We start from the raw sequence: 20,506 nt of genomic DNA on the forward strand, positions 1-20,506 counted from the left end.
AAATAGAATTTCTATGGGATATACCCTTGCTTCCGGAATAATGTTTGGCGCATTTGTATCTTATTTAAGTTCCGCTCAACAGATCATGGAAATACAATATGAATTAGGGCAGATGTTTCCTTTAATCTTTGGTTTCCTCGCAATTGTTTATGGCTTTGCATCTTTTTTAAACTCAAAACTGCTCAGTAAATTCAGCATGCATCAAATTTGCTTGGCATCATTGGTGCTGCAAGTTTCTTTATCTTCTATATTTTTGATTATCAGTTTAGCCAATAATAATGACATAACATTCACTTTATTTTTTATATATATGATCTTAAATTTTTTCTGCCTCGGTCCATTATTTGGAAATTTTAACAGTATGGCTTTACAGCCTTTCGGTCATATGGCTGGACTTGCAACTTCTGTGATAAGCTCGATACAGACTCTTTCAGCAGTTATTGTTGGCATAATTATTGGACAAGCCTACGATGGAACAGTAAAGCCGATAATTTTAGGATACATGCTTTGTGGCATGGGTACCTTAATAATTTTTCTGCTTACAAAAAGACGAATTTCGACCCACTCTTCTTAATTTATAATTTCTACTTATCATAAATACTGTAAATTTTAAGACATTAGAACATTGGTGCGCCCGGCAGGATTCGAACCTGCGACCTACGGATTAGAAGTCCGTTGCTCTATCCAGCTGAGCTACGGGCGCACATATTTCATATATTCTTGATTATCCGCGAAAGCCGAAGACATCGGCATAATTTTTAAGACGTTTTTTACGAACGTGTGGCTCTTGGACGACATAATCAATATTATTTCGCTCAGCATATGCCACAGCATCCTCCTTGCTGTCAAAGGTTAATCGTATTTGTCCTTGCATATCAGCAGAACTTGTCCATCCCATTAACGGATCCAATTCCCTTGATTGCTTCGGTGCATACTCAAAATGCCATTTTTTGCTGCGCTTCATTCCTGATTGCATTGCATTTTTAGTGGGCTTGAAAATACGAGTTACCATTTATATTACCCTCATAGAAATAGTCTTAATGCCTTCTTTTACTCTACTATTAAGAAGAGGAAAAGAAGAAAATAATAGGAATATTATTTATTTTCAGAATTTTTAAATTTTAATCTAAGAAATTTGTTAAAGTTTGACCTTCAACCAAATCAGCAAGAGTATAATTATCAACGGTCGCTATAAATGATCCCAAAGCTTGCTCAACGATAGCGTTGAAACTAACTTTCTCATTTTGATCCGTGTTTTTGGCATTTGAATTAATAAGAGCCAAATCATCTTCCGTATAACGAATTAACTCACCTATACTAATATCTTTCGGGTCTCTCGCTAAACGAAAACCACCATTTTTACCGCGGATTGTTTCGAGGTAGTTGCCTTTTCCTAAATGATGAATAACTTTCATAAGATGATTGCTTGAAATACCATAAACTTCAGATACTTCGCGGATAGACGCAAGTTCATTTTTTTTCAAAGCAGCATACGTTAGCACTCTAACGGAGTAATCAGTAAAGGATGTCAGTCGCATATGAAACCTGTAAAAACAGCCCCCTCAAGAAAGAATTTCACTTAATAATGATACACATTAACATAAATAAGTATATAGGGATAAGTATATAGGGAAATGGTAATATATTACTAGTGGGTCGTTTTTAATTTCTTACGGGCTTTTTCTGATTCAGACTTTAGCTGTCCACATGCGGCCAAGATATCTTCACCTCTTGTCGTCCTGATAGGTGCCGATATACCACGGCTAAAAATAAGATCAGAAAATTTTGCGACACGGGACTTACTTGGTCTTTCATAATTTGACCCCGGCCAAGGATTAAAAGGGATCAAGTTTACTTTAGCAGGGATTTTATAATCTTTTATGAGTTTAACTAAATTCAAAGCGTCTTCATCGCTGTCATTGACGTCTTTAAGTAAAATATATTCAAAGGTTATCTTACGGCTATTTTTAATACCCGCATAATTTTTACAAGCCGTCATCAATTCATCAATAGGGTACTTATTATTGATAGGCATGATTTTTGTCCGCGTTTCATCATTTACTGCATGCAAAGAAATGGCAAGATTAACACCCATTTCTTCTCCGCAACGATAAATTTCTGGAACAACACCCGATGTTGAAAGTGTTATACGCCTTCGGGATAAATTTATACCATTATCGTCCATAACAATATGCATCGCTTTTTTGACATTCTCAAAATTATATAATGGTTCCCCCATGCCCATTAAAACGATCGTCGAAACCAACCGCCCTTCTGAAGGGCTAGGCCATTCATTAAGATAATCCCGTGCCACAAGAAGCTGCATGACAATCTCAGTCGCGGTTAAGTTTCTTACCAAACGCTGTGTTCCTGTGTGACAAAAAGTACAGGTTAACGTGCAACCAACTTGCGAAGAAACACATAACGTGCCCCGGTCTTCTTCAGGAATAAAGACTGTTTCAACTTCTTGTCCATCTGGAAATTTCATAAGCCATTTGCGTGTGCCGTCTGTAGAAATTAATGCTTCTATAATTTCAGGGCGTCCAACGTCAAAATGCTGGTTTAATTTAGCGCGCATGTCTTTTGAAATATTACTCATTTCATCAAATGATTTTGCACCACGAAAATATATCCAATGCCAAATTTGCTGTGCACGCATCCTACATTGTTTTTCAGGCACGCCTATCTCTTTAAGTTTTTCAGCAACTTCGGCATGGGAAAGCCCAATTAGGCTTCTATTTTCATCAAAAGTATGACGCGGCGCCACTACTGGTTCTAGGCCTAATGGTAAAGTTTTCATAAGATTGTTTTCTCAGTTTAGAAAGCGGCCTTCAAATACCGCTCACCATATTAGCGACATGCGCTCGTTATAGCATTATGTGCGGCAGTAAACCCAGCTAAAGAGAAACGGTAACTCGTTGCATTACCACGACCACTCTTGGCCGCTAACGTTATGCTGTTTCCACGCTTCATTGCTGCTACAATGGCCGCATCCTGTTTTGGGTCATATGCCCATGCGCCGTCTTCTTCGGTAAATAGATCTTCTTTACGTTGTCTATCAATTGAAACATTGACCGCAGAACCTCTTTGAAATTTATAGCCCGCAATAAAATTAAATTCATTTTTGATTTCACGGGCAGGTTTATGCGTGACAGTTATGAATGGATTACCATGACGTAGTGATTTTGGAGATTTATCTTTTGGAACAGAAATCATGTAACAAACCGTTTCACCTGCATCAGTGCTTAATTTAAATGCATCCCAATCACGATTGCTGCTGAGTAGCTGCCTACTGTCTGCTTTTGATACACTTGTCATTAATAACACAAATGAAATGGCAACTATTGACCATGACATAAACTTCTTCATCAAAAATCCTCTAATCTATCACTATTTGCAAATTCCCGTTGCTACTTGAAGCCACAGTTTACAATATAAATCAATTTTGTCAGAATTTTGATTATATTGTAACATTTGTCAACAGAATCTCTTCATATTTAATTATTTTACACTGTTTTTTTGGGTCATTTTCGGATTATGGTAGCCAACATAGAAATTTTAAGCTAATTATTAATTTGTTACATATGAAACTAATTTTAAAGGACTTGAATTATGAGCAAAGTCTATTCGGATGCCAAAGACGCTCTTGATGGCATTTTATTTGATAACATGACCATCATGGCTGGCGGTTTTGGCCTTTGTGGTATCCCAGAAAATCTTATTATCGCGTTACGTGATAGTGGGGTAAGTGGCATATCTGCAATTAGCAATAATGCTGGTGTTGATGACTTCGGATTAGGGCTACTTTTACAAACCAGACAAATTAAAAAAATGGTTTCATCTTACGTTGGTGAGAACAAAGAATTTGAAAGACAATATCTTGCAGAAGAACTTGAATTAGAGTTTAACCCACAAGGTACTCTTGCGGAACGCATTCGCGCTGGTGGTGCAGGCATTCCAGGTTTTTACACAAAAACGGGCGTCGGGACATTAGTCGCTGAAGGAAAAGAACACAAAGATTTTGACGGTGAAACTTACATTATGGAAACCGGACTAACTGCAGATGTATCAATCGTAAAAGCTTGGAAAGGCGATAAAGAAGGCAACCTGATTTTTCGAAAGACAGCAAGAAACTTTAATCCAATGATGGCAACTGCGGGAAAAGTAACTGTCGCAGAAGTTGAAGAATTGGTCGAAACGGGCGAGCTCGATCCTGATCAAATTCACACCCCGGGGATATTTGTTCAACGTATCATCATTTCTAAAGGGTTAGAAAAAAGAATTGAACAGCTCACAACACGTCAAAGAGAAGGAGCATAATATGGCCTGGACAAGAGAAGATATGGCGAGACGCGCTGCAAAAGAGCTCGTTAATGGATATTATGTGAACCTTGGAATAGGTATCCCGACGCTCGTTGCAAACTTTATCCCTGATGGCGTCGATGTAACACTGCAAAGTGAAAACGGCATGCTCGGCATGGGCCCCTTCCCTTATGAAGGCGAAGTAGACCCTGATTTAATAAATGCAGGCAAACAAACGATCACAGAACTTAATCGAACAAGTTATTTTTCGTCTTCTGATAGCTTTGGCATGATACGTGGGGGTCATATTGATTTAAGCATATTAGGCGCAATGCAAGTATCCGAGGAAGGTGATCTTGCAAATTGGATGATCCCGGGCAAAATGGTCAAAGGTATGGGCGGTGCGATGGACTTGGTTGCTGGCGTAAAAAAAGTTGTCGTTATTATGGATCATAATGCAAGAGACGGAAGCGCCAAATTTATTAAAAAATGTACTCTTCCTCTCACAGGAGTGCGTGTTGTGGATATGATTATCTCTGATGTTGGGGTCTTTTTAATTAATGATGATGGCGCAACTCTGATTGAACTTGCACCAGGTATTTCCATCGACGATGCGCGCTCAAGAACAGAAGCCGAATTTAATGTCACGAAAAATTTGTGATAAATGTCATGCCATTATGTTATAAAATACACTATAAGAAATGTTTGATTCTCTAATAGTATAATAAAATTAAAGAGACACTTGATTAAATGCGTAATTTAAAACAATTCATTTTTTCCTTTCTGGGAACGATAGCGTTAACGCTTAGCCCCTTGTCAGCGACTGAGTATAAATTTGCGGATATTGAAACCGGCATAAAAATTCTTTCTGATGATGATGAATTTTTAACTGCAATGAATCCTATCGAAATAGCGTTGCGTGTAGGTTCGCCCACCGCCGATAAAACTATCGAAGATTTAAAAGCACACTATGCAGCCAATGTAATTGAATGGCCTGAGGCTGAAAAAGCGCTCATGAAAGCCTTGCTCGTGACACATAAGAAGAAGCTGGCTAAAATTGAACATTTATTACCGGAAACAGTTTATTTTATTAAAGTAACTAACGAGGTTGAAAGTGGAATATCCCACACGCGCGGCAATGCATTCGTCTCGCCACAAAGACGTTCTTCCATTTCAACAAAGCTATTTTTCCATCAGATATTTCACATTATGTCTAGGCATAGTCGCATAAAAAGAGCGAGCCTATATAACATTATCAACTTCCGCCCTTGTTATTTTCAACCCACCAAAGACGTTGAGCAATATAGTGTGAAAAATCCAGAGGCACCCTTTACAGAATTTTTCGTTCCTGTCGAAATTGAAGATCGTGATACTTACGTTATGACTTATCTTCACACAAAACATGATGGGTTTGACCCAACAATAAAAGGCGGTTTCGATGGTCATATCACAGGAGATTTAATTGAAGTCACTGTTAATGATGGTATTTGCAAGCCGGTGATAAAGGCAGATGGGAAACATAGTATTTATAAGCATGAAGAAGTACCAAGTTTCTATGATCAGGTAGGGCGAAATACAAACTTTGACATTCACCCTGAAGAAATTATCGCAGATAATTTTGCATTCCTTATGATGGGAAAGAAAGATTTAATCAATCCGGATATTCCTGAAGATATCGAAGAATGGCTCGACGTCGAAATAGAGAATTAAGGAAATAATCTGACAGGGCCTAATAATAAGCTAGAACTCATTAAAGGCCCATTGTTTATGTTATTAAGCTGTGTGCTTTTTTCTATTATGGGGGGATTAATACGCTATCTTTCTATTAATGATATTCACCCTTTTATGACTGCCTTTATAAGGACTTTCTTTGCGATTTTATTTTTAATCCCTACCTTTTCCAAGGTTGGCTTTAAAGGTCTTAAAACAGAACGATTAGGGCTTCATTTTTTTCGTGGCGTCATTTCAGCTTTTGCTGTTATTGCATCCTTTTATGCAGTAAGCGTCATCCCACTGGCAGTTTCGACATCTTATAGTTTTGCTGCCCCTATTTTTGCAACTATTCTCGCAGCAATTTTTTTAAAAGAAAGAATAAGGCTGCCCCGGATCACAGCTGTTATCGTTGGGTTTATTGGCGTATTAATATTATTAAGGCCAGGATCCGTTCCTTTTAATAGTGGTGTAGCCGCCGCGCTCATCGGTGCTTTTACAGTAGCCTTTGCAATCATTTGTATTCGTTCTTTAAGTCAAACAGATAAACCAAACGTTGTTGCCATTTATTCTTTGTTATTTACTTTGCCCATTTCATTTGTAGTTGCACTGACTGAATGGACTATTCCAAAACCGGAACTTTGGTGGGCCGTGATTATGGTAGGATTATGTGCGGCACTCGCACAATATTCAATTTCAAAGGCATTCAGCCAATCTGAGGCCACTGCTATTTTACCTATCGATTTTACAAGATTAATTTTTGCCGCTTTTATAGGATATTTCTTCTATTCAGAAGTTCCTGACTTTTATACTTTCCTAGGGGCATCAGTCATTCTTGCTAGTGCTGTTTATGCTGCCCACCGGGAAGCAGTTCGTAAACGCAACTGCCTTTAAAGCATTCATATGCCAATTCTTTACTTGTTTCTAAAATAAGCGTATTACTTTCTAATCATAGACAGCCATAAAGACAAACCCCATGAAACCCAATCTTGTTAGACCCTCCAATAACCTAAAGGGTATTATGTTTATGTTATTAACTTGCTTGGTGGTCACAACGAGCGCCACCCTAATTAAAAAATTAGGCCAAGAATTAAACACCTTTCAAGTTGTTATGTTGCGCTGCACATTTACAACACTGATCACGTTGATTTTTAATTGGCATCTTGGAAAAACATTATTTTTTACCAATAGACCAAAAATGATGTTCTATCGTTCTGGTTTAACATTTATTGTTGTTGTCGCTAATTTTTACGCCGTCTCAAATTTACCGTTAATTGAGGTGACGGCTCTTCAATTCTCCAAACCACTTTTTCTCATTATCCTTGCCGCCTTCTTTATCGGTGAAAGAATTAGAATATATAGAACAACTGCTACAATAGTCGGGTTCATCGGTATTTTAATCATTCTTCACCCTTGGGATAATACAATTTCAAGTACATTAAAACTCGCACATGGGGCCACTTTATTAGCCGCTTTATCAATGTCTGCACTTGCAATTATATCGCGGATAATGACCAAGGATCATAATGCAACAACATTGGTTTTTTATGCCAACATTGGGACGGTTTTTCTATGTTTTATACCCGCAATTTATTATTGGGATACCCCAAGTATCACACAGCTTTTATTTATAGCGGGACTTGGCGTTACAACATTCTGTGCACAATATTGCATGATTAGCGCCTATAAACATGCAGAAGTAACCGTCGTTACGCCCTTTGAGTATTTCCGTATCATTTTTGCAGCGCTCGCAGGATACTTTATTTTTTCCGAAATTCCAGATAATTGGACCATATGGGGCGGCGCACTCATATGTGCCTCAACGTTGTTCATTGCATATCGAGAAGCGTATAAATCAAAACAAGAAGTAAAAAAATGATATATTTAGAAATAATCATTGCCACAAAGGGTCAATTGTTTTTAAATGTAGCCGAGTTAGTTAAGAAAATTAGAGTATTGGGAAATAAGTAAATGGTTAAGGTTCTTTTTGTCTGCTTGGGCAATATTTGTAGATCACCAACAGCAGAAGGCGTGTTTCGTTTTCATGCGAACAACGCTGGTATCAAAGACGGCTTTACACAAAATATGTATATTGATTCTGCGGGCACAGCCGGATTTCATATGGCTGCGCCCCCTGATAAACGTGCTCAACTAACAGCACTTAAATTTGGTGTTGATATAGGTGAGTTGCAAGCGCGAAAAGTAGCCCCACAAGATTATAACGATTTTGATTATATTCTCGCCATGGATGAAGATAACATGTCAAAAATGCTGCAAAATTGCCCTACTGAACATCAGCATAAAATTCATTTATTTATGACATTTTCCGAAACAAGCCCTGGAATTACTGAAGTACCCGACCCTTATTATGGTGATAAAGAAGATTTTGATAAAGCGTATGATTTCATAGATCGTGCTGCACAAGGCTTCTTGAAGCACTTACAAAAAAATCATTCTTTATAAGAAAAATACAATTTTTATATAAAAGAAAAGCGCGATAACCCCTTGAATATTTTGGCTTCCGTGCCAATATATGATATAACTGGTTATTCGGATTTAAACCAATTGAAAGGAATTTTATAAATGGTTGATCAAAACCCATATTATTCAGCTTCAGGCTCACGCAGTGCTGCCGAAATTGATGAGGGTCTTCGTGCCTACATGCTGACGGTTTATAACTACATGGCATCTGCACTCGCACTTACTGGTCTTGCGGCTTATGTAACAGCCAATACACCTGCGATTTTACAACTACTTTATACTGTGCAAGGAAACATGATTGCACCAACAATGCTTGGTTATGTCGCAATGTTTTCTCCACTCGCTTTTGTATTAGCGCTCAATTTCGGCATTAATAGAATGCAGGCTTCAACCGTTCAGATGGTATTCTGGGCTTTTGCAGTAGTTATGGGCTTATCATTATCTAGTATATTACTTACGTATACTGGAGCAAGTGTCGCCAAGACGTTTTTTGTTACGGCAGCCGCTTTTGGTTCTTTAAGTCTTTATGGTTACACGACGAAAAAGAATTTAACAGGCATGGGTAGTTTCCTTATCATGGGATTATTCGGATTAATCATTGCTTCAATTGTTAATATGTTTATGCAATCTGGTGCAATGGATTTTATCATTTCTGTGGTAGGCGTTCTAATATTTGCCGGTTTAACAGCTTATGACACGCAACGAATTAAATTAATGTATTTGGAAAGCGATCATAGTGAAACGGCTTCGAAAAAAGCCGTCATGGGAGCTCTGAGCCTTTACTTAGATTTCATCAATATGTTCTTATTCCTGCTACGTTTCATGGGTAACCGCGAATAAAACATTTTGAATTAATTTTTAAACCCTGCTGATGAAAATTGGCGGGGTTTTTTATTGCCAAATTAGATTTAAGCCCTCATACTCCATTCCCATATCAGGGAGAAAAATAATCATGAAAACAAATCGTCGACATTTTATGAAAGCGGGTATGGCTATGAGCACAGCATTACTGGCTGATAGTGCGCTTGCTCAAGACACAACATTAATTCCAAGCCGTGGGCCCGGAGAGATGATTGATAGCTCGGTCACTTATGCCGATCGCTCACCATTTGTCAAAGATGCAAAGATGCGCGGTTCAGCAAATGGCCTTTCAGGAGGTGGTTTTACACCACTTCAGCATAGTCGCGGCATGGTAACGCCATCTGGCCTTCATTTTGAAGTGCACCATAGTGGTGTTCCGGAAATTGACCCTAGCGAACATAAACTTCTTATTCATGGGCTTGTTGATGATGAGAAAATTTTTACTATGGAAGATCTACTTCGTTTTCCTTCCGTTAGCCATTTTCATTTCTTAGAATGTGCAGGTAATGGCATGGGAGAATGGATGGGGCCTCGTGGTAAAACGGTACAACAAACACATGGATTGACCAGTTGCTCAGAATGGACGGGTGTGCCGCTCAAAGTATTATTAAATGAGCTCGGTGTTCGTGGCGATCCTAAATGGTTGCTTGCAGAAGGCGATGATGGCGCTCGCATGACGCGTAGTATTCCCATTTGGAAAGCTATGGATGATGCCTTTTTGGCTTACGCACAAAACGGTGAATTTTTACGTCCTGAACAAGGCTTCCCACTGCGTCTTATTGTGCCGGGATTTGAAGGCAATATGAATGTGAAATGGATACGTCGACTTGAAGTCGGGGATAAACCATGGTGGACCCATCATGAAAACACTGAATATGCCGACCCAAGACCAAAAGATGAAATTCGCGCTTTCTCTTTTTATATGGAAGCACGTTCTGTCATCACATCCCCGTCCGGAGGAATGAAACTTAATGGACCTGGTTTTTATGAAATTAGCGGACTAGCTTGGTCTGGCGCTGGAACGGTTAGTAAAGTTGAAATATCAACTGATGACGGTAAAACATGGCAAGGTGCATCGCTACAGGGTCCCGTATTACCGAAATGCCATACGCGCTTTACACATCCATGGAGATGGTACGGAAAAGAAACAACAATTTTAAGCCGTTGCACCGATGATACCGGTTACACACAACCGACTTACGATGAGATGTACAAATTACAAGGGCCAATTGGCATGATGCACAATAACGCCATTCAAAAATGGCATGTTGCTCAGGCCGGGGAGATAACTAATGTTCGCTAAACACTCTAAAATTATTACTATAACGGCTATTGCCACCTCCCTTTCTTTCGGCGCTTTATACGCCACCGCACAAGACAAATATGGAATAGGAACTTCTGTTGGGCCTGATGAAATTGCAAAATATGATAATGATATTCATATTGATGGCACTGGACTACCAGAAGGCAGTGGAAATGTTGCCTTAGGCCGTGAAATATATGAATATCAATGCGCATTATGTCACGGAGAAAAACTTGAGGGTGTCCGCGAAATGGGCGCACAAACATTGCATGAAGGCCGACGCGATATTAAGAAACTCCCTTATGCGACATCCTTGTTTGATTTTATTCGCCGCGCTATGCCACTAACGGATCCAGGAACGTTAAGCAACGATGAAGCATACGGCCTTACAGCATTTTTACTTGTTGAAACAGGCGTGATTAATGATCCTAATTTAACATTGGATGCTGAAAGTGTTAAAGCCATTAAAATGCCAAATCGCGATAAATTTATCATTGATCCGGCCTCTCGCTTCACAGCAAAGGATTTAGAAGACAAGTAAAAATTAGAAGAGGGAAATTGAATGGACATCACAAGACGTAAAATTGTTGGTGCGACTTCTGCAGCATTGGTTGTAACACCAATGTTATCGGCGGCGCGTGCCGCTTCACCGGGCCAAGATGATCCTCTCGGTGTGCGGTCCGACTTTCCTCTTTTAAAAACGACAAATTATTTAAATACTGCTTATCATGCTGTTTCCCCCAATCAGGTGGTACAGGCAGGAATTAATTTTTTTAAGGATCGTGCGGACCCGGCCGACAGTATCGGCCCTTACCTTGCGGAAGGGCGTGTGGTTCGTAATAAATTTGCTAAACTCGTCAACGCTGATCACAGCGAAATTGGTCTGATTTACACCACCACAGAAGCAGAAAATATTGTGGTCAATAATTTAAACCTTAAGCGTGGCGATAATGTAGTTACAGATGATTTACAATATAATGCAAGTTTCATTCTTTATGATTATTATGCGAAAAAACTTGGGATAGAAGTAAGAATTGTCAAACGTGATCAAACGGGGCGGACACGGTTTGAAGAATTTGAGAAATTGGTAGATAAAAACACTCGAATTCTATCCGTTTCATTTGTGTCACATGAAAATGGACTTTGTCATGATTTACGTCCGCTCGCTGATCTTGCGCATGCGAATGGTGCTTATATCTACGTTGATGCGATCCAAGGCGTTGGTATGGTTGACCTCGACGTTAAGGCAGCAGACATCGATTTTATGGGATGCGGCACCTATAAATGGCTGCTTGCCAGTTACGGTACAGCATTCTTTTTTGTTAGACGAGAATTACAAAATATAATAGCTGCGGATCGACGCGGAATGTTCGCAGTCACCGATATGGAAAAATTTAGAGATTTTGACCCTTATCAGGATGCAGCAAAATATGGGTTTGCCACACCAGCCTTCGGATCGGTCTCTGTGGTTGGCACGGCGCTTGATTATCTTAACCGTGTCGGGATTAGAAAAATTGAACAACACACCATCACACTGGCCCAAAAAATGCGTGATCATATTGTATCGACCGGCTTGAAATGTGACACACCAGAAGGCAACAAATCTGCTATCGTTACCTTTTATCATGAGAAAAATCCAGACGATGTAAAATCACTTTATACAAATGAAAATATAAAGGTCAGTTATAAACATGGTGGCACCAAAATTCGAATTGGTGCGTCACTTTTCAATAATCAATCTGATATTGATCATTTTAATGCGGTTACGACTGAAATTGCAAAACTGAGCTAATCATTATGTCAAATTCTGAATTTTCAGCAATTTTAATTGCGCTTTCTGCCTGTATTATTTGGTCAGGAAATTTCGTCATTGCCCAAGGTGTTAATGAATGGATTACGCCAATGACACTTGCATTTTGGCGTTGGGTCATTGCCTTTCTTTTTGTGCTTCCAATTGGTTATAAATATGTAAAACGTGATTGGCATCTGATTAAATCACAATTTAAATATTTACTCGCAATGGGCATTATTGGGGTTGGACTTTATAATACATTTATTTATTTCGCTGGCCAATTTACCACAACTCATCATATTGCAATCGTTTCTTCGGCGGCCCCTATTGGAACATTATTAATCGCCGGCATCTGTGGCATTGAACGATTATCACGCTACAAAGTATTAGGTGCATTTTGCGCGCTCATAGGTGCTTTGATGGTGGTCACACATGGAAATCCACTGCTTGTTTTTAATCAAGATTGGAATGCTGGTGATATCATTCTCATATTCAGCACCCTTATCTGGGCGGCCTGGAGCGTAGCAATTACCTATAAACATAAGGATATGTCAACGCGTTCATTCTTAACGGTGATTATTGCAATCGGCACCTTATTTTTATTACCATTATATTTATGGGAACTAGCTTATGTCGCGCCTACTCCCTTTACATTAGAAGCATGTGGTATCTATTTATATGTAGGCATATTCGCATCAGTTATTGCATGGTTTGCTTGGCAACATTCCGTTGAAACCATCGGCTCTGTAAAAACCAGCCTGATCTATTATACCATGCCTGTCTTTAGTGGCATTTTAGCCATTTTGATTTTGGAAGAACCAATTGAAACATATCACGTTATTGGTTTTATCCTCGTATGCGCTGGCATCGTCATATCTAATTTAAGAAAACTTGGAATAATAAAGAAATCGTAGTTCTGAGAATTTAGTATCTTATTTTTTGTTTGCCCTCCTCCTGCACATGAGGTAACCATTTCCTTGATGGTTCCTTGATTACTGATCAAGGTGAAAAGGGAAAATGGTGAAATCATAAATATGATCAAATCCATTGCTATGCCCGTAACTGTGAGCGGTGAGCTAGCTCTTATACCACTGGGAAACCGGGAAGGTGAGTTTAGCGTATTTTAACCGTAAGTCAGGAGACCTGCCATCAATTCGCCCTTTCTGGTGGTCGGTGCAACCATACAGAGCGGAACATCCGTGTTGGCGATAATTCGTTATACACGGGGGTTGTCCGCTCTAACAAATGACAAACTCCTTGTATTTTTTTATGATCCTCAAATGAGGAATAATTATAGGTTTTTGTTATGAAAAAATTAAAAATACCCTTAAAAATAGCGATTGCATTTTCGACAAGTACAAGCGCCAGTACATATTACGCGACGGCACAAGAGACAGCATCTCAAGATGAAGATGTCATTATTGTTACTGCAAACAGACGCCCTCAACCATTATCACAAATCGGAAGTAGTGTTTCGGTTCTAACCGAAGCTGATCTTGAAAGAGGACAACAACCATTTGTCTTAGACGCACTTGAAAGTTTACCGGGGGTTTCCACCTCGCAAAATGGATCCTTTGGTGGTTCGGCGTCTATTTCTATTCGTGGTGCTGGTGGTGATAATACTGTTCTCCTTATTGATGGCGTTCAGGTAAACGATGCATCCGCACCGGGTGGCGCATTTAACTTTGCAACGCTTGATACTTATAATATTTCTCGAATAGAAGTTCTTAGAGGCCCTCAATCCATTCTTTATGGATCAGATGCTATTGGTGGTGTCGTAAATATTATCACTAAAACAGGTGGTGAAGGTTTAGGCGGCAAAATATTCGTTGAAGGTGGCTCCTTCAATACCCGCCGCGCGGGTGCAAGCCTTTATGGTGGTACTGACAAAATAGGTTTTAACATTTCAGCGAGTGGTTTGGATACGGATGGCATCTCAAAAGCAGATGAGAATAATGGCAACACAGAAGCAGATGGACTTAGCAGTTATACTTTTGCCGGTAAATTAACGGCTCAATTAACAGAGACATTTCAATTAGAAGCACTTGGAAATTATACGGATACCAACGGATTTTATGATGCATTTGATTTTGTCGCTTCCGTACCTTTCGACGGCAGCATGCTTCAAACCAATGCAACAGATCAATTTGCTGGTGTTGTCAGAGGTAATTTGGAATTATTAGATGGGCGCTTTACAAATACATTATCTGCTGAATATTCAGAAATTAATCGTACATTACTTGGTGATTTTGACCCATTTTTAGCAACTGGGACCAGAACAAATATTGATTATTTAGGTGTTTTGACAGTTAATCAAGACTGGACAGTTACTGGAGGACTTCAGCACGAAAAAACCAAATCCGAAGGTAATTCAGAATCAAGTTTTGACATTAATAGTGTTTTTGGTGAACTCGCCTTTACTGGTTTCGAAAATTTAGTTATCACTGCAGGCACACGTTATGACGATCATCAAACATTTGGTGGTAATGCATCATCCAGAATTACCGCTTCCTATACTGTGGATCAAACAGGTACGAAAATTTTAGCAAACTGGGGACAAGGCTTCCGCGCTCCAAGTATTTCTCAACTTACATTTGCTTGGTTGACTTTTAGCGGAATTAATGAAGACCTTAATCCTGAAACATCAACAGGATTTGAAGTTGGATTTGTTCAAGATCTCGCTGGCGATCGCGTATCTGTTGGCGCCACTTATTTCCATCAAAAGGTGAACGATAAAATCACCTATGTAAATTTCACTGATGGGTACGATAACATCGATAAAACGCTTTCAAAAGGTATAGAATTTACGGCATCGGCAAACGTCACTGATACCATCAGCGTAAATGCAAATTATACATATACAGACGCGAAAGACGTAACAGACGGCAATGAGGTTCCATTAATTAGAGAGCCAAAACATTTAATTTCGGGGTCCATTCAATGGAACCCAATCGAAAAGCTATCAACATCATTACTCGTTACACATAACGGTGAAGAACAACAACTTGACGGTTCAACCTTGGCGAAATGGACTCGTGTAGATGTCCGTGTTTCATATGAATTAATGGAAGACTTGAATGTTTATGGTCGTGTCGATAATGTTTTAAATACTGAATACCAGTATATCCCTAATTACGGCACACCTGATCGTTCATTTTTTATGGGATTAAGGAAAACATTCTAATGAAAAACCGAAATCACATTTTGGGGGTGTTAAAGGCATTATCGATTGTGGTTTTTATTGGGGTGGCATTAGTGCCATCCCATTCGTTTTCTGAAAATCAATCAAATACTAATAAACCAAGCATCTTATCCCTCGATTATTGTTCCGATCAATTTGTGTTGTTACTAGCAGATAGAAAACAAATACTGGCTCTATCAAAAGCATCCGAAGATATTTATTCTTTTTATCGTGCGCGTGCAAAGGGTATCCCAAAAACAGAGAGCACAATTGAAGAAGTAATTATGTTAAAGCCGGATATTGCACTTCAAACATATAGAGCGGCAGCACATATGCGTGAAATGACAAGTCGAAGCGATATTGGATTATTTACGACCCATTATGGAAGTGACCCTGAAACGGTTTATAAAAATATTGAGTTGGTCGGTAATACGCTAAATCAAAACCTGCGTGCCAAAGGATTTATTGAACTTTATAAAAAACGATATGCAGCCTTAAAAAAGAAACCGAGAAAAAATTTAAAAATTGCTTACGTAACACCTAGTGGCACCACTGCAGGTGTTGGCACATCCGTTGATGATATCATTAAATTATCTGGTTTTCAGAGTTATGCGGCCGCCCATGGCCTTAATGGATGGCAAAGTTTACCTGTGGAATTATTAGTAATGGATCCGCCAGACATGTTTATCACGGGTTATTTTGAAGACGGTGCCGTGACGCAATCTCGCTGGAGTATTAGTCGTCATGATCAGATATTTAAAATGATGCAAAATACCCCTACAACAAATATTCCAAGTAGTTTAATGAGTTGTAGTGGGCTATTTCTAGTTGATGCTGCGGAACGTATTCGCAAAGATGCGGCGAATATGGGAATAATAACCGAAGCCGAATGGGGAACTAATGAATAAATATATAACCAGTAATTTACTGCTTATTATAGCATTAATATTGACCGCAATTGCTTCTTTGATGATCGGTCGCACGCCTCTTGATGTTTCAGAAATATTATATGGATTTGTTGGCCCCGCAAATGATCCAATATCTATCATTGTTATTGAGCTTCGCTTACCAAGGGTTTTATTAGGAATTTTAATCGGAGCTACACTGGGCATTTCGGGAGCTGCATTGCAAGGCGTGCTTCGTAATCCGCTCGCCGATCCAGGCGTTATAGGGGTGACCGCCAGCGCGTCACTTGGTGCCGTTATCGCTATTCATTCAGGGCTTGCGATTATGTGGCCCCTGTTTATTCCCCTTTTCGCAATGGCAGGTGCTTTAATTGCAACAGCAATTTTATTATTTGTTTCAGTCAGAGAAAGCAGCCTTCTAATGCTTATACTTGTTGGTATTGGCATCAGCTCACTTGCAATTGCCGGTGTATCATTGGTTATGAATATGGCTGAATCACCAATGAGTGTTCGTGACATGGTTATGTGGATGCTTGGCTCTCTTGAAAATAGAACATCAACTGATATACTTCTGGCCCTTCCTTTTATTTTATTTGGTTGGATTATGATGATTAATGTTGGGCAAGGGTTGAACGCGCTAAGTGTTGGTGAAGATACGGCCCAGAGCATGGGCATCAACATTTCAATGCTAAAACTACGTGTGGTCATAGGATCTGCCATAAGCGTTGGTGCTGCAGTTGCCGCTTGTGGAAGCATTGGGTTTATTGGCCTAGTGGTTCCTCATATGGTGCGCGGATTAATTACAAATGAACCTGGCGGCATACTTATCCCAAGTGCATTAATGGGAGGTCTCTTGTTAACTTTGGCCGATCTCATGACCAGGCTTCCAATGCCTGGTGCTACATTGCAGCTTGGAGTGGTGACTTCATTAATTGGGGCACCCGCATTTTTATACATCGTCTATAAAACACGGAACAACATGCGATGAATTGCTTAAAGATAGAAAATATCAACCTTGAGTTAGAGAACCGTGTCATTTTAAAAGATATCTCTGCTACTCTCAACAAAGGTGAAATTGTTGGTTTAATTGGACCAAATGGCGCGGGGAAAAGTAGTCTACTAAGGTCTATTCTCGGTTTAGTGAAAATCAGTAAAGGGAATATATTGATTGATGATTTAAATATCAAAGACCTAAAATTAAAAGAACGAGCGAAAAAAATCGCTTATGCTGCCCAAGGTGCACCAGTACATTGGCCATTAAATGCTGAAAATGTTGTTGCTTTAGGACGGGTACCACATTTAAACCCTTGGCAAAAACTTTCGGCAGTAGATGAAGAGATTATTGAAAATGCAATGGTACAAACCGATTGTATCTCTCTAAAAGGGCGACATGTTACTTCATTATCCGGTGGGGAAAGAGCACGTGTTTTATTAGCACGCGTGTTAGCAACAGCTGCACCTTATATATTGGCAGATGAACCTGTAGCCTCGCTTGACCCTTCACATCAATTACAGGTTATGGAAATATTAAAAAACTTAAGTCAAAATGATAACGGCGTCATGGTCGTTATGCATGATTTAAGTCTGGCCTTAAGATATTGTGATCGCTTAATTCTACTGAACGACGGGCAGCTGGTTGGGCAAGGTGCTCCAGAAATTGTTTTAAATGATGAAAATCTGGCCGAAGTATTTGGCATACGTGCTAAGCGTTGGAGTGATAATGGAGAAAATTATTTAATTACCCATAACATTAATCAAGGCGAATAAGTATGTCATTAGGGTTGATGTTACAAGGTACAGGATCAGATGTTGGAAAATCAATTCTCGTTGCGGGACTATGCCGCGCCTTGAGCAAACGAGGCATGATTGTTCGCCCCTTTAAACCTCAAAATATGTCAAATAATTTATAAATTATCCGAGAGGGTAAAATAAATTGAAGGATTTAAATATGGGTGAAATCCATAACACAAAAAGTACGTCCACTTTACAAGCGAAAAATTTAGATAGAATAATCAGAGAAAAAGAGCGCCAACATTTAACTGGTGTCCCAACAGTATCTTGGTGGAGATATGAAAAATTGGGTGAAGCTCCAAAAGGATTCAAAATAGGTTCTTCAGCAAAAGGATGGCTGTTGTCTGATATACAAAGCTGGATTTCTTCAAAAGTGGGAGAAAAGAAATGACAGCACCTTGGGGGAGCCAAAGGCGTACCGTTAAATTTTGATAGACGAAGTATTCAAGTTACACCAACTTATTCAGACCCTACCGAAATTCTATGTGAAATGCTTGATGTTTTAAGCCGTTTTGGTCTGAGGATAAATGGATTACCACAAACGACAGGACAAATCGTGCGAGCTGATATGACTGATGAAGCTAGAGGGAAAAAATCTGGTTGGTACGTTGCATACGATGGGGATGTTTTTAATTGCGTTTACGGCAATCACAAGACCAGTGAAACTCATTATTGGTCGTCCATAGAACGTCACGTCATGACGTCAGCGCAAATTGCCGGACATCAACGCCAAATGAAGGTAGCACAGGAACAGAGAGAGGTTGTGCAACAGGCGATATATGCGGAAGCAGCAGAAGAAGCAGACAGGATTATTGGCGCAACGGAGATAAGCACATACCATGATTACGCTGATCGTAAAAAAATTAGTGGAGAATACCTTGTTTACCAAACTAAAATTGCAATCCCAGCCTATGACGAGCAAGACAATATAAGCATCGATCTTCCGACTTTAAGAGAATTAACAGCTAGTGGGCAATTAACTCTTATTAATAGCCAAAATATCAAACTTGCCTTATCACGCTATTCAATTGCAGTAGATGCATTACGAGCGCTCGTTATTCACATAAGTCCTACCTCTGTTATTATGCCAAGAAAATACCCTGAACTGATCCAGCTTGATGTAAAAATGAGAAACGTACAAAGTGATATATTTAGTCATCAATGTCAGTTTGAAAAAATGAAAGAGGATAAAGCATTTATTAACGATATAGTTGATAACGGCTCTCGAATGAAAGCCTTTACTCTTACTCTAAAAAACCAACAGAATATGTTGGAATTAGTACATGATGAACTGGATAAAGAACTCGGTATTATTCATTAGAAATTTATTCATGATCTTGTCCAGATTAATACAGCAAGATACAGTATTTTAGGGCTTTGTTGACTGTCCGCTTATGGCCGAAAGTAGACGTTCAAAAAAGCGGCAAACGAGAAACGCCTCAGTTCGCCGCCATTAGTTGGTATAGAATTATTTGTTCACTGCATCTTTTAGTGCTTTACCTGCCTTAAATTTAGGCCTTGTAGCAGCAGCAATCTGTATTGCTTCTCCAGTTCGCGGGTTACGACCGATCGATGCGGCCCTATTGGCAACGCCGAACGTACCAAAACCAACCAAGCGAACCTCTTCGCCTGCTGCCAAAGTGTTTGAGATAGTACCTAAAACACTATCAATAGCACTGGCTGCATCTGCTTTCGAAATTCCGGCTGATCCAGCCACGCTCGCAATAAGTTCGTTTCTATTCATAATTTTTCCTCTAAATTAAAGTTATACTATTGATTGTAACAAATGAAATGATAAACTTTTTCTAGAAAAAGTCAATTTCAAAGGGCATTTGAAATGCATCAATTTTATTTGAGTCTTTAAATTGTTCCCTAATTTAAAAATTGTTCCCTAATTTAAGCTCAAAAAAACCTTTTCCGAAGAACCGCAGTGGTAAGCACAAATGAACGTCTGCTTTCGGCCATAAGCGGACTCTCAGATTACGTTATAATGGGGTGATAAGTAGCACCAAAATTTTCGTCAAATTGTTTAATAACAAAAGTTACACAAAGGCTACACAAAGGGTAGCGACCACAATATACTATTAATTTTGAGATAATTTCTTATATTCGTACACGAAAATAAGAATTAATCTAAAAAATATGTATACGGGAGATGCAAATAAACTTTTTAAAAATAT

General features: G+C 39.2%; 22 protein-coding genes, 1 tRNA gene, 2 pseudogenes and 1 riboswitch. Of the genes and pseudogenes, 19 read left to right on the forward strand and 6 right to left on the reverse strand.

What is annotated here, in order from left to right; all coding sequences use genetic code 11:
- A pseudogene (locus ACTF6W_RS09145) lies at window positions 1-574 on the forward strand (Bcr/CflA family drug resistance efflux transporter); the annotation flags it as partial.
- Between the two features lie 52 nt (window positions 575-626).
- On the opposite strand, the gene ACTF6W_RS09150 reads toward ACTF6W_RS09145, so the two are convergent.
- From ACTF6W_RS09150 to ACTF6W_RS09170, 5 genes are all read right to left on the reverse strand, one after another.
- A tRNA-Arg gene (locus ACTF6W_RS09150) sits at window positions 627-703 on the reverse strand.
- Between the two features lie 21 nt (window positions 704-724).
- Window positions 725-1,012, reverse strand: coding sequence for an ETC complex I subunit (locus ACTF6W_RS09155; RefSeq protein ID WP_438994235.1), 288 nt, complete (start codon window positions 1,010-1,012; stop codon window positions 725-727).
- A gap of 109 nt (window positions 1,013-1,121) precedes the next feature.
- Window positions 1,122-1,538: an Rrf2 family transcriptional regulator gene (locus tag ACTF6W_RS09160; protein WP_438994236.1), complete on the reverse strand. Its 417-nt coding sequence runs from the start codon at window positions 1,536-1,538 to the stop codon at window positions 1,122-1,124.
- Between the two features lie 110 nt (window positions 1,539-1,648).
- Window positions 1,649-2,800, reverse strand: coding sequence for a 23S rRNA (adenine(2503)-C(2))-methyltransferase RlmN (gene rlmN / locus ACTF6W_RS09165; protein WP_438994237.1), 1,152 nt, complete (start codon window positions 2,798-2,800; stop codon window positions 1,649-1,651).
- 50 nt (window positions 2,801-2,850) lie between these two features.
- A complete protein-coding gene (locus ACTF6W_RS09170) occupies window positions 2,851-3,369 on the reverse strand; it encodes an invasion associated locus B family protein (protein WP_438994238.1) in 519 nt (172 codons plus the stop codon).
- A gap of 243 nt (window positions 3,370-3,612) precedes the next feature.
- On the opposite strand from ACTF6W_RS09170, the gene ACTF6W_RS09175 reads away from it, so the two are divergent.
- The 18 genes and pseudogenes from ACTF6W_RS09175 (at window position 3,613) to ACTF6W_RS09260 (ending at window position 19,647) form a co-directional block, all read left to right on the forward strand.
- A complete protein-coding gene (locus ACTF6W_RS09175) occupies window positions 3,613-4,320 on the forward strand; it encodes a CoA transferase subunit A (protein ID WP_438994239.1) in 708 nt (235 codons plus the stop codon).
- A 1-nt stretch (window position 4,321) separates the two neighbouring features.
- Window positions 4,322-4,963, forward strand: a complete 642-nt coding sequence (locus ACTF6W_RS09180) for a CoA transferase subunit B (protein ID WP_438994240.1) — start codon at window positions 4,322-4,324, stop codon at window positions 4,961-4,963.
- Between the two features lie 89 nt (window positions 4,964-5,052).
- Window positions 5,053-6,012 (forward strand): hypothetical protein, encoded by a 960-nt coding sequence (locus ACTF6W_RS09185; RefSeq protein WP_438994241.1) that lies wholly within the window; start codon window positions 5,053-5,055, stop codon window positions 6,010-6,012.
- Between the two features lie 51 nt (window positions 6,013-6,063).
- A complete protein-coding gene (locus ACTF6W_RS09190; protein ID WP_438994242.1) occupies window positions 6,064-6,906 on the forward strand; it encodes a DMT family transporter in 843 nt (280 codons plus the stop codon).
- A 127-nt stretch (window positions 6,907-7,033) separates the two neighbouring features.
- Window positions 7,034-7,891 (forward strand): DMT family transporter, encoded by an 858-nt coding sequence (locus ACTF6W_RS09195; RefSeq protein WP_438994243.1) that lies wholly within the window; start codon window positions 7,034-7,036, stop codon window positions 7,889-7,891.
- A gap of 92 nt (window positions 7,892-7,983) precedes the next feature.
- On the forward strand, window positions 7,984-8,475 hold the full coding sequence (locus tag ACTF6W_RS09200) for a low molecular weight protein-tyrosine-phosphatase (RefSeq protein WP_438994244.1): 492 nt from the start codon (window positions 7,984-7,986) through the stop codon (window positions 8,473-8,475).
- A 120-nt stretch (window positions 8,476-8,595) separates the two neighbouring features.
- Complete coding sequence (locus tag ACTF6W_RS09205) at window positions 8,596-9,333, forward strand: Bax inhibitor-1/YccA family protein (protein WP_438994245.1); 738 nt, start codon at window positions 8,596-8,598, stop codon at window positions 9,331-9,333.
- A 112-nt stretch (window positions 9,334-9,445) separates the two neighbouring features.
- Complete coding sequence (gene soxC / locus ACTF6W_RS09210) at window positions 9,446-10,657, forward strand: sulfite dehydrogenase (protein WP_438994246.1); 1,212 nt, start codon at window positions 9,446-9,448, stop codon at window positions 10,655-10,657.
- Window positions 10,647-11,198 carry a c-type cytochrome gene (locus tag ACTF6W_RS09215; RefSeq protein ID WP_438994247.1) on the forward strand — a complete coding sequence of 184 codons (552 nt, stop codon included), beginning with the start codon at window positions 10,647-10,649 and terminating at the stop codon, window positions 11,196-11,198. The genes soxC and ACTF6W_RS09215 overlap by 11 nt, the downstream gene beginning before the upstream one ends.
- A gap of 21 nt (window positions 11,199-11,219) precedes the next feature.
- Window positions 11,220-12,449: an aminotransferase class V-fold PLP-dependent enzyme gene (locus tag ACTF6W_RS09220; protein WP_438994248.1), complete on the forward strand. Its 1,230-nt coding sequence runs from the start codon at window positions 11,220-11,222 to the stop codon at window positions 12,447-12,449.
- Window positions 12,450-12,454: 5 nt separating this feature from the next.
- A complete protein-coding gene (locus ACTF6W_RS09225) occupies window positions 12,455-13,363 on the forward strand; it encodes a DMT family transporter (protein ID WP_438994249.1) in 909 nt (302 codons plus the stop codon).
- A 50-nt stretch (window positions 13,364-13,413) separates the two neighbouring features.
- A riboswitch (cobalamin riboswitch) is annotated at window positions 13,414-13,614 on the forward strand.
- Between the two features lie 141 nt (window positions 13,615-13,755).
- On the forward strand, window positions 13,756-15,633 hold the full coding sequence (locus ACTF6W_RS09230) for a TonB-dependent receptor plug domain-containing protein (RefSeq protein WP_438994250.1): 1,878 nt from the start codon (window positions 13,756-13,758) through the stop codon (window positions 15,631-15,633).
- Window positions 15,633-16,538: an ABC transporter substrate-binding protein gene (locus ACTF6W_RS09235; RefSeq protein ID WP_438994251.1), complete on the forward strand. Its 906-nt coding sequence runs from the start codon at window positions 15,633-15,635 to the stop codon at window positions 16,536-16,538. Before ACTF6W_RS09230 ends, ACTF6W_RS09235 begins: the two co-directional genes overlap by 1 nt.
- Window positions 16,531-17,523: a FecCD family ABC transporter permease gene (locus tag ACTF6W_RS09240; protein ID WP_438994252.1), complete on the forward strand. Its 993-nt coding sequence runs from the start codon at window positions 16,531-16,533 to the stop codon at window positions 17,521-17,523. Before ACTF6W_RS09235 ends, ACTF6W_RS09240 begins: the two co-directional genes overlap by 8 nt.
- Window positions 17,520-18,302 carry an ABC transporter ATP-binding protein gene (locus tag ACTF6W_RS09245; protein ID WP_438994253.1) on the forward strand — a complete coding sequence of 261 codons (783 nt, stop codon included), beginning with the start codon at window positions 17,520-17,522 and terminating at the stop codon, window positions 18,300-18,302. The genes ACTF6W_RS09240 and ACTF6W_RS09245 overlap by 4 nt, the downstream gene beginning before the upstream one ends.
- Before the next feature lie 2 nt (window positions 18,303-18,304).
- A pseudogene (locus ACTF6W_RS09250) lies at window positions 18,305-18,439 on the forward strand (nucleotide-binding protein); the annotation flags it as partial.
- A gap of 29 nt (window positions 18,440-18,468) precedes the next feature.
- Window positions 18,469-18,717: a helix-turn-helix transcriptional regulator gene (locus ACTF6W_RS09255; RefSeq protein WP_438994254.1), complete on the forward strand. Its 249-nt coding sequence runs from the start codon at window positions 18,469-18,471 to the stop codon at window positions 18,715-18,717.
- Between the two features lie 99 nt (window positions 18,718-18,816).
- Window positions 18,817-19,647: a hypothetical protein gene (locus ACTF6W_RS09260; RefSeq protein ID WP_438994255.1), complete on the forward strand. Its 831-nt coding sequence runs from the start codon at window positions 18,817-18,819 to the stop codon at window positions 19,645-19,647.
- Between the two features lie 147 nt (window positions 19,648-19,794).
- Here the strand turns inward: ACTF6W_RS09260 and ACTF6W_RS09265 are convergent, their stop codons facing one another.
- Window positions 19,795-20,070, reverse strand: coding sequence for an HU family DNA-binding protein (locus tag ACTF6W_RS09265; protein WP_438994256.1), 276 nt, complete (start codon window positions 20,068-20,070; stop codon window positions 19,795-19,797).
- Between the last annotated feature and the right edge of the window lie 436 nt (window positions 20,071-20,506).

This window comes from Pseudemcibacter sp., from assembly GCF_965661635.1.
Taxonomy (GTDB): Bacteria; Pseudomonadota; Alphaproteobacteria; order Sphingomonadales; family Emcibacteraceae; genus Pseudemcibacter.

Excerpts from the sequence above, each read along its gene's own strand:
- ACTF6W_RS09155 (WP_438994235.1), bottom strand. The coding sequence starts at position 1,012 with ATGGTAACTCGTATTTTCAAGCCCACTAAAAATGCAATGCAATCAGGA.
- ACTF6W_RS09160 (WP_438994236.1), bottom strand. The coding sequence starts at position 1,538 with ATGCGACTGACATCCTTTACTGATTACTCCGTTAGAGTGCTAACGTAT.
- rlmN (WP_438994237.1), bottom strand. The coding sequence starts at position 2,800 with ATGAAAACTTTACCATTAGGCCTAGAACCAGTAGTGGCGCCGCGTCAT.
- ACTF6W_RS09170 (WP_438994238.1), bottom strand. The coding sequence starts at position 3,369 with ATGAAGAAGTTTATGTCATGGTCAATAGTTGCCATTTCATTTGTGTTA.
- ACTF6W_RS09175 (WP_438994239.1), top strand. The coding sequence starts at position 3,613 with ATGAGCAAAGTCTATTCGGATGCCAAAGACGCTCTTGATGGCATTTTA.
- ACTF6W_RS09180 (WP_438994240.1), top strand. The coding sequence starts at position 4,322 with ATGGCCTGGACAAGAGAAGATATGGCGAGACGCGCTGCAAAAGAGCTC.
- ACTF6W_RS09185 (WP_438994241.1), top strand. The coding sequence starts at position 5,053 with ATGCGTAATTTAAAACAATTCATTTTTTCCTTTCTGGGAACGATAGCG.
- ACTF6W_RS09195 (WP_438994243.1), top strand. The coding sequence starts at position 7,034 with ATGTTTATGTTATTAACTTGCTTGGTGGTCACAACGAGCGCCACCCTA.
- ACTF6W_RS09200 (WP_438994244.1), top strand. The coding sequence starts at position 7,984 with ATGGTTAAGGTTCTTTTTGTCTGCTTGGGCAATATTTGTAGATCACCA.
- ACTF6W_RS09205 (WP_438994245.1), top strand. The coding sequence starts at position 8,596 with ATGGTTGATCAAAACCCATATTATTCAGCTTCAGGCTCACGCAGTGCT.
- soxC (WP_438994246.1), top strand. The coding sequence starts at position 9,446 with ATGAAAACAAATCGTCGACATTTTATGAAAGCGGGTATGGCTATGAGC.
- ACTF6W_RS09215 (WP_438994247.1), top strand. The coding sequence starts at position 10,647 with ATGTTCGCTAAACACTCTAAAATTATTACTATAACGGCTATTGCCACC.
- ACTF6W_RS09220 (WP_438994248.1), top strand. The coding sequence starts at position 11,220 with ATGGACATCACAAGACGTAAAATTGTTGGTGCGACTTCTGCAGCATTG.
- ACTF6W_RS09225 (WP_438994249.1), top strand. The coding sequence starts at position 12,455 with ATGTCAAATTCTGAATTTTCAGCAATTTTAATTGCGCTTTCTGCCTGT.
- ACTF6W_RS09230 (WP_438994250.1), top strand. The coding sequence starts at position 13,756 with ATGAAAAAATTAAAAATACCCTTAAAAATAGCGATTGCATTTTCGACA.
- ACTF6W_RS09235 (WP_438994251.1), top strand. The coding sequence starts at position 15,633 with ATGAAAAACCGAAATCACATTTTGGGGGTGTTAAAGGCATTATCGATT.
- ACTF6W_RS09240 (WP_438994252.1), top strand. The coding sequence starts at position 16,531 with ATGAATAAATATATAACCAGTAATTTACTGCTTATTATAGCATTAATA.
- ACTF6W_RS09245 (WP_438994253.1), top strand. The coding sequence starts at position 17,520 with ATGAATTGCTTAAAGATAGAAAATATCAACCTTGAGTTAGAGAACCGT.
- ACTF6W_RS09260 (WP_438994255.1), top strand. The coding sequence starts at position 18,817 with ATGCTTGATGTTTTAAGCCGTTTTGGTCTGAGGATAAATGGATTACCA.
- ACTF6W_RS09265 (WP_438994256.1), bottom strand. The coding sequence starts at position 20,070 with ATGAATAGAAACGAACTTATTGCGAGCGTGGCTGGATCAGCCGGAATT.